Genomic DNA, 7736 nt, shown 5'->3' with positions numbered 1-7736 from the left:
GCATAGGAACGACCATAGTGGAAGAGAATGCCGGCCACGAGAACTGCGGGAACTATTCCCTTTATTATGGGCTCTTCGAGGGCTTCCATCACAATCTCCATATTCCAGCCAATGAGCTCAACCTGATGCTCTGTGTATCCCAGCGTCGCCATGAGATCGGGCTTGCTGTAGAAGCTTGATATGGTTACTGCCAGTACGCCCATGACGAACAGAAAGGCTTCCAGATTATGTTCTATCTTCTTGACCAGGAAAGGTCCGAGAAGAACAATTAGTACAATGACAAATAGGCCAATGTCCAGCGGGTCAAATTGCACAAATATTCCCTCCAATATTTATAAAATCTTCAGTATCAATGGTCTTTGTCTCTGCAGGCCAGAGGCTGTCAATGGGGCTCATGGCTCCGGTGGTATGGCAATGTGTATCCATTTGCCCCAACTCCACTCAAGCTCACTATATATCGAAACCATACGACCACTCCTTTTATCCCTGCATAGACAGGCTCCCTCATTCGGAGAGTCTCTTATTTGGATGCTCAACCCAATATTAAATGCTTTTGGTTTTTTGTTTTGGGAGCTCAAACGGATCTGACATCCAAGAAAAGCCTGGATCAAGTCAGATCTCTGAAAAACAAAGCATCTAGAAAATGTGGTAATTGATACAATAATTCAAAAATCTGAATTGGACAAATAAAAATTTGATAAAAAAGAAAAATGGCTAATAAGCAGCCATCTTCTCCTGCCTTAATATCAGGACCGGCCTGGAAGCGGAGTTGGCCACGTCATAAGCGGTGCTTCCTATTCTGCCCTTCTTTATGGCCGAGGCTCCCTGAGAGCTGATGGCAATCAAGGAGACATCCTCTTTCTCAGCCTCCGATCTGATAACCTCGGTAGGCTGGCCCACAACCACCTTGGATGATACCTGCATGCCAGACATCTTCAGATTCTGGGCGATCTCCTCGATCCTTTCTTTGGCCAATGCGACATTGGCCTCGATCTCCTCGTCGGTCTCCCCCTTGGAGACGACATTGAGCAGCACTATCTCTCCAATTCCCTTCAGGCTTTTCAGGAAGGACAGGGCGACCTCAGAAGTCTGGGAGAGGTCGGTTGGGAAGAGAATTCTGGCAAAGACTCGGGCGCAATACTTCTCCATGGTATTATCATCCAGGGTCTTGTAGCGCATGATCAAGAGGTGCGTCCTGCCGAAGCGAAGCACATTACGTGAAGAGCTTCCCAGCAGAGTGCTCATGATCAGGCTCCTTCCCCGCGCTCCCATGGCCACCAGGGAGACGTTCTCTTCCATTGCCACTTTATTGATGGCGCTTGCCACCTCGCCCTCTAAAACGGATACCGCCTTTACATTAACCGTTACCCCGGGGGATTTAATGGCGTTCTTCTCCTCTTCCAGCTTCTTCTCGATATCCTTTATCTCCGATACCGGATCCCAGACACGGGCGAGCGGATCTCTAGAAATGACATTGAGAAGTAGTACCTCTTTCAATCCCGGCATTTCGCCGATGCATTCGATCACTTTCTTGGCATGTTTGGAGAAATCTGTGGCGATCAACACCTTTTCAAACATTTCTAGCTCACCTTAATGAATTAGTTCCATTTCCTGATATTTCAATCTATTTCAGCAGAGTGGGGTGCCGAAGGATTGCTCTTCCAGCTCCATCAGCTTCTGCCATGCTTCCTTGCACTGGCAGTGCAGATCATCGAAGGGCCTCGCATCCTGGGTAAGATCGTGCTTCCTGATCGCCTCCGCCAGGGCGGCATCGCACTGGCCGCAGTTATGGGGCCCCCGCCTGGTGCCTGCACCCACCGGATCGCAGATGATGGGGCCTGGGGAGCTTTTCAGCACCTCAAGGGCGGACCAGAGCCATGGTGGCCGATACTCGCCCTTCTCCCACATCCTCTCCACCACTGTATTGCGCTGCACATTGCACAGGTTCAGGGAGATGATGTCTGCATAAGGGCGTGCTGCCCGGGCGGAGGATATGGCATCACGCATAGCCTGCCCTTCGGTGAGAAAGGGCGGCTTCAGGAGCAGATAGGCCTTAACCCCTCCTCCCTGGCCGTGCACCATCTCCGAGGCGCGGACGAAGTCCTGGAAGAGAAAACCCTTGCGGATGAGGTGCTCTCTGATCAGGTCGTTTGCACTCTCAAGGCCCATGGCGAACTCGGTCTGCAGGTGGGAGAGGCACTCCTCCACCGCATCAGGGTTCACGTACTCCGGCCGGGTCTCAATGATCAGCTTCTCGATCCCCGCATTCTCCAAGCGGCGCAGTATCTCGATCCTGGCCCCCGCGGGCATCTCCTCAGAGTCCAGGAAGCTGCCGCTGGTGTAGATCTTGACCACTGTCACCTCTGGAGAGCACTTTTCCATGGCGCTCTCGAACTGGATTATCAGGTCGTCTGCCGAAGCGGGTGCGCCCTCGCCGGCATAGCCACACATGGTGCAGCGGTTCCACCTGCATCCCACCGTGCGCAGGATCATGGTCAGAGCCTGGGCAGGGCGTCCATCCACCAGATCCTGGGATCGCCATACGCTGACCGGCCTTCTGGGGTCCCTTCTTTCCTCAGATCTTGTCATCGTCTACCCGAGATACTGCAGAGCGCTGATGCCGGCAGAGGCACCCGCACCCACCGCAGTTGCCGCCTGCATCCGTCCGCCGGTCATGTCCCCGGCGGCGAAGACACCGGGCATGCTCGTCTCCTGGTTGAGCCGGTTGATCTTCACAAATCCCCCAGAGGTCATATCCAGGCCAAGGTTCTCTGCCAATTCCACATTGGGCTTCATGCCCATCTCCACGAAGACCCCTTCCACCTTCAGGGAACGGGGGGTTCCCCCCACATTGAACTCCACGCTTTCCACGAACTCTTCCCCTCGGATCTCGGCAATCTGCGCGCCAAAGGTGGCGGCATAGTTGGTGAGCGACTTGATCCTTTCCAGATACACCGGCTCTGCAACCAGCTTCTCTTTGGGTGATATGAGGTGGACTCGGCTCGCGATATTGGCCAGATATAGGATTGCTCTGGCTGCGCCATTGCCGTAGCCAATCACCGCCACTGCCTTGTTCCTATATAGGGCACCATCGCAATGGACGCAATAGGAGATTCCTCTGGCCGTCAGCTCTTTTTCGCCTGGAACCCCTATCTGGCGATGGCTGGCCCCCATGGCCAGGATGATAGTCTTGGACTCATACTGCCAGTTCTCAGTCTTCAGGCGGAAGAAGTCTCCCAGGTTCACGATCTTCTCCACCAGTTCCGTCTGGTTCTCCGCTCCAAACCTCTGGGCCTGGGCCAGCATCCTCTCCGAGAGCTCAATGCCATTAATGCCCTCCGGAAAGCCGGGATAGTTCTCATAGAGGCCACCCATGGCGGTCTGAGAGCCGTAAATGCTCCCCAAAACCAGCGTCTTCTTCCCTCCTCTGGCGCAGTACATGGCAGCGGTCAGCCCTGCCGGGCCTGCTCCTACTATGACCACATCATACAAGCGAATTCACCATAAATCAGCACCCTTTCAAGGTAGATAAAGTGTGCAGTAATATGGTGGGCTTCCAGGGTACTATCTGCCCGCAATGTTTTTAGACTAGAAGGTTGTTGATGGGGATGCTTCCAGCAAGCGCCGCGCCGATAGTGTAGCGGTTATCACTAGGCGTTGCCAACGCCTAAACTCGGGTTCGAATCCCGATCGGCGCATATAAAGGCAAGTCATATCCTGGCGGCTGGGCCAGTCTGGCAGGTTTGCTTGACGATTTTTTGGCCCTTCTCTGAATTATATAGATGAAGTCCTGCAGAGATAATCGCCTCTGCTACTCGGCGTCTCTGTGGTTGTGTCTGAGCATAGTGGTTCACCAATCTTGCGACTAACACAATGTTCTTCAGGTCCCATCGGTCCGGCTGGGGATTGATGAGATAAATAAAATTGCATTATTCTGCCCACAAATCCTTACAATTGGTAGGTATGCTCTTTTATTCTGAGAGATGATATCCGAGCATGAATTATGAGGCTCATGTATATTTTGATCCTGCTGGCTCTGAATGCATGCTCTTTTGCCTCTGCTTCTGGATCCGTAGTGATAAACGAGGTGGAGCTGGATTATATCGAGGATGATGCTGAGATCCAGTGGGTTGAAATATATAATAATGGCGAGGAGGAGGTTGATGTGAGCGGCTGGGCGATCATGTCCAGTGATGATCGATCCAGAAAGGAGTTCATTGATGAGGGAACTTTACTTTCTCCGGGAGATTTTTATCTGATGTACTTTGGGGAGAAATGGCTGAGCAACTATGGTGCAGTCATAATCCTGGAGGACGATTTTGATCATGAGGTTGATCGCACTATCAGCATATATGATAGCCAGGAGGATGGCTGTGCCTGGGGTAAATATCCAGATGGCGAATCTGAATGGATGTTCATGGAATCCACACCAGGCGCTCCCAATTCCGGCGTTCAATGCGATGTGACGACGAGCAAGGCGGTCATATTCAATATGGATGGCAGCGTATCCGGCAGAGGCTATTTGAACCTGCAGAACAGAGGCGCCGATCCGGTTGGCGGCAGTTTTATCTCTCATGAGCATGGATCAGGCGATTACAGTGCCGATTCCTCTTTCCGGATGGATATAAACGATGTCATAAATGTCAGCAGAATTGATCTGAAAAAGGATGCCCTTTCCATGCGCTACAACCGCACCTTCAATGGTCTGCCTGGCAATAGGACTGTATATTATGACTCTTTATGGGCAGAATCGTCCTCGATAAAGAGCATGAATGAGGGGGGCGAAGATGGATCAATGGCATCTCAGTCCACCACTTATGGAAACTCGATATCAAAGGACGTTGTGGTCCAATCCAAATATGGATCTCTTAAGATGAAACTCAGCTCAGACTCGGTCGGCAGGACCAATGTAGAATACTGCTCAGATAAGCTTAAGCTCTCCGAGGAGTACTTGGGCGGATTCCATATTGAGGAAACCATCACCAAGGGTGAATATCAGAGGGCAGTGAACTCCACAGACGAATCGGGCTATGTGGATGTATACAAGAAGGTGGGTGAGGACTATTCCAGCTATGAGAGGGGAAGCGGACTCTATCAGGCGGAGGAAATCATCGAGGCGGGAGATTATGCCCGAAAGAATGTCATCTTAGACTACATGCCAGCCGGCTATTCATACTCTAATGACTCAGTGGCAAATCGATCTCATATGTGGGAAGAGGGGTTCGGGCTGAACGCCACCAATGGCCTCTATGCAGAGGAGCACTATACCAACCTGGCGAAATTGGAGAAAGAGGTCGAGGTCAAATGGCCCAATGAGGTGAGGACATCCTCCAGCTTCATAGGCCAAGCCAGCTTGAAGTTCGTCTTCAGACGAGGGAACAACAGCACCGATCTTGCCCTGCTGGAGGATGATTATATTGGTGACTACAAGATCGACAGGACGATCTTCATCCTTCCCAAGTATGACTCGCCCCATATGTCTGTGTACAAGCAGGGTTATGTCGATCCAGATCGCTGTGATGTCCTCAGATTCGCCGTCACTGTGGTCAATGACGGGAATCGGACGTTTGCGCCTATATATGTCCGTGATACATTTCCCTCGGGAACCCGCTTCATAGGCTCCTCTGTTGAGCCGATGGAGCTCGCCCGGACCTATGGCAACTGGTCGATACCAGAACTGGGCACAGGGGATTCGTTCACGATCGATATGCAGTTCAAGGTTATCACCAGAAAAGAGAACTATACGAATCGGGCGAGGGCTAACACTATCTATGTCTATTCCTCTCGGGGAACGCCCAGAGAGCGCAAGCTCAGGGTGAGCAACAGCACCACCCTGGATTTGGATTGGAGCGGCTGTCCTGCCGAATTGCTGCCCTTGGACTTCACTGCTACTCTCTCCCCAGTAGACGAGAAGATTGTAAGCTACCGGTTGATATTGAATAACACCGCTGATTATACTATGAGCGCGAACATCACTGCTCTATTGCCTGAGGGCATGAGCTTCATCAACTCCACCACTGCTACCCTGGAGAATGATTCTGGTGTGGTCAAATGGAGCATTCGAAGGATCGACGCCGGACGAAGAAGGACGGTGAGCTTCATGGCAGGGGCGGAAAGGGAGGGCCTTTTCGAGGTCAAAGCACTGGTATCTGGTAGCTCCACCGAGGGCAACGAAAGCATATCTACCAGTTCCTCCGCCCTTGTTGTAGTAGGCAAGCCTCCCCGGGCATCAAATATAGAATCGTTGCAGTCTATGCAATGGCTGCCATGCGGTGATAGCGCTCTGTATCAATCCCTGGCAAAAGTAGATGCCGGAAGCAGGTCGGAGATCAAATGCTGTTCCTGGTGATAACGAGAGATTCTCTGAAGGATAATGATAAATTGAACTCCCTCTCCAATTATCCGAACTTGATTAAGTCATTGGGAAATGGTTAGCGCTTTTCCGCCGCATTCCTCTGCCATCCATGGCACAGCTAAACTTTGTCCTCTGTCATGTGCTCCTCAATGTTCAGTATGCTGCAGATCTCTTTGAGGCCCAGCAGCATCTCCTTGCCTGCGGGTGTGATTTTATACATTTTACCCTCCTTAACCAGATAGCCCTTATCGGTCAGCCATTTCAGATAAACTCCTGCATTCTTAAAATTGAGGTTTATTTGATAGACTATCCTGGTCTTACTCGCTCCTTCTCCACTGCATATTTCCAGAATGCTGCTCAGTACCTCCAGCCTGGTTCTCCTTGCCATCTTTTTCCCTCTAAAAAAATATCCTACTATAGCTGGATTTGAATACTGATAAACCTTTTGTACTTTTGTTACTGAATACTGAATCGATATCAATAGGTTCTGTAATATAGCTGGATAGAAAACTGGCTATGAACGAGGTCACATGAAAACAAAAAAACAGATTTAAATCACCCGAAGATAGTCATCGGGACAGGATAGCGAGGATCTTGCGGTCAAGCTCTTCTGCCCCCTGTCGCAGCTTAGGGTCCTCAAGGGTCATCAGCTTTGCCAGATCTCTGCGCAGGGGCCCCAGGATGAGATAATCCTTTGACCCATCGGCAGAAGATGCCAGCTCTTTTAGCCTCTCCAATCTTTGCATCATAGCATCCGGTTTATGCAATAGATCGGACAGTTCCCTCAATGCTCCTGCCACCTGCCTTCCCCGGTCGGTCAGCACCAGGAATCTGACCCTACCCTCTGGCCGGGAGATTATAAGCCCTTGCTCCTCCAGCTCGCCCAGGATGCTGGAGGTATGGGGAAAGGTGGAGTCTATGTGCTTGGCAATCTGGGCGGCATAGGCCGGCTCCATCTCGCTTAAGGCCAGGACGGCGAGGGAGGGCTTTTCCCTGAGGAAAAGCCGCTGCAATGGATCCTTCATATTGGATGCTATCGGTCTATCGGCCCTTCTCACTCTGCCTGCTGGCTATCCTCTGGCCGAATCGAAACCGGACGAACAATGACCGCCTCTAGAGCTTCAGTCGGTGGGGCTATGGTCCCTGGCTTGTCGAAGTCATAATACATGTCGCTCGACTCCATGCTGACCTCGACTGTTCCCAGCTCAATCGATTCGTTGAACATGGTCATCTGGCTGGTGTTCATGTCAAGGCCAGCTACGATTATTGGAGTCATTTTAAAGCTCGTCTTGCTCTCGTACTTGACGGGGATATAGGTGTTCTTTGAGATCCAGATGGTCTTCTCCATCCTGCCTGTCTCGTTCAACTCCGTTCGGTTGAC

At 51.3% G+C, this 7736-nt stretch carries 8 protein-coding genes and 1 tRNA gene; 2 read left to right on the top strand and 7 right to left on the bottom strand.

Annotated features, from left to right (window positions below; translation table 11 throughout):
- The 4 genes from BP822_RS08330 to BP822_RS08315 form a co-directional block, all read right to left on the bottom strand.
- On the bottom strand, window positions 1-314 hold a 314-nt coding region (locus BP822_RS08330), incomplete at its 3' end, for a DUF1646 family protein (protein ID WP_286878111.1).
- Window positions 315-714: 400 nt separating this feature from the next.
- The gene (locus BP822_RS08325; protein WP_273271782.1) at window positions 715-1578 is read right to left on the bottom strand and encodes a universal stress protein; all 864 of its coding nucleotides are present in this window, start codon (window positions 1576-1578) and stop codon (window positions 715-717) included.
- 51 nt (window positions 1579-1629) lie between these two features.
- Window positions 1630-2589: an archaeosine biosynthesis radical SAM protein RaSEA gene (locus BP822_RS08320; RefSeq protein ID WP_013719138.1), complete on the bottom strand. Its 960-nt coding sequence runs from the start codon at window positions 2587-2589 to the stop codon at window positions 1630-1632.
- Between the two features lie 3 nt (window positions 2590-2592).
- Window positions 2593-3483: an NAD(P)/FAD-dependent oxidoreductase gene (locus BP822_RS08315; protein WP_273272276.1), complete on the bottom strand. Its 891-nt coding sequence runs from the start codon at window positions 3481-3483 to the stop codon at window positions 2593-2595.
- Window positions 3484-3626: 143 nt separating this feature from the next.
- Between BP822_RS08315 and BP822_RS08310 the strand changes: the two genes are divergently transcribed.
- Together BP822_RS08310 and BP822_RS08305 are read left to right on the top strand one after the other, a co-directional pair.
- Window positions 3627-3698: transfer RNA gene (locus tag BP822_RS08310), tRNA-Gly, on the top strand.
- 323 nt (window positions 3699-4021) lie between these two features.
- Window positions 4022-6349, top strand: a complete 2328-nt coding sequence (locus BP822_RS08305; RefSeq protein WP_273278005.1) for a lamin tail domain-containing protein — start codon at window positions 4022-4024, stop codon at window positions 6347-6349.
- Between the two features lie 124 nt (window positions 6350-6473).
- On the opposite strand, the gene BP822_RS08300 is transcribed toward BP822_RS08305, so the two are convergent.
- From BP822_RS08300 to BP822_RS08290, 3 genes are all read right to left on the bottom strand, one after another.
- A complete protein-coding gene (locus BP822_RS08300) occupies window positions 6474-6836 on the bottom strand; it encodes a winged helix-turn-helix domain-containing protein (protein ID WP_273271784.1) in 363 nt (120 codons plus the stop codon).
- 88 nt (window positions 6837-6924) lie between these two features.
- Window positions 6925-7380 (bottom strand): hypothetical protein, encoded by a 456-nt coding sequence (locus tag BP822_RS08295; RefSeq protein WP_013719142.1) that lies wholly within the window; start codon window positions 7378-7380, stop codon window positions 6925-6927.
- A gap of 29 nt (window positions 7381-7409) precedes the next feature.
- Window positions 7410-7736 (bottom strand): hypothetical protein (locus BP822_RS08290; protein WP_286878110.1); only part of this gene is annotated, 327 nt, incomplete at its 5' end.

Source organism: Methanosaeta sp. UBA458, from assembly GCF_002496085.1.
GTDB lineage: Archaea > Halobacteriota > Methanosarcinia > Methanotrichales > Methanotrichaceae > Methanothrix > Methanothrix soehngenii.
The sequence above is the reverse complement of the archived record's forward strand: the minus strand, read 5'-3'. Positions and strand labels throughout refer to the sequence as shown.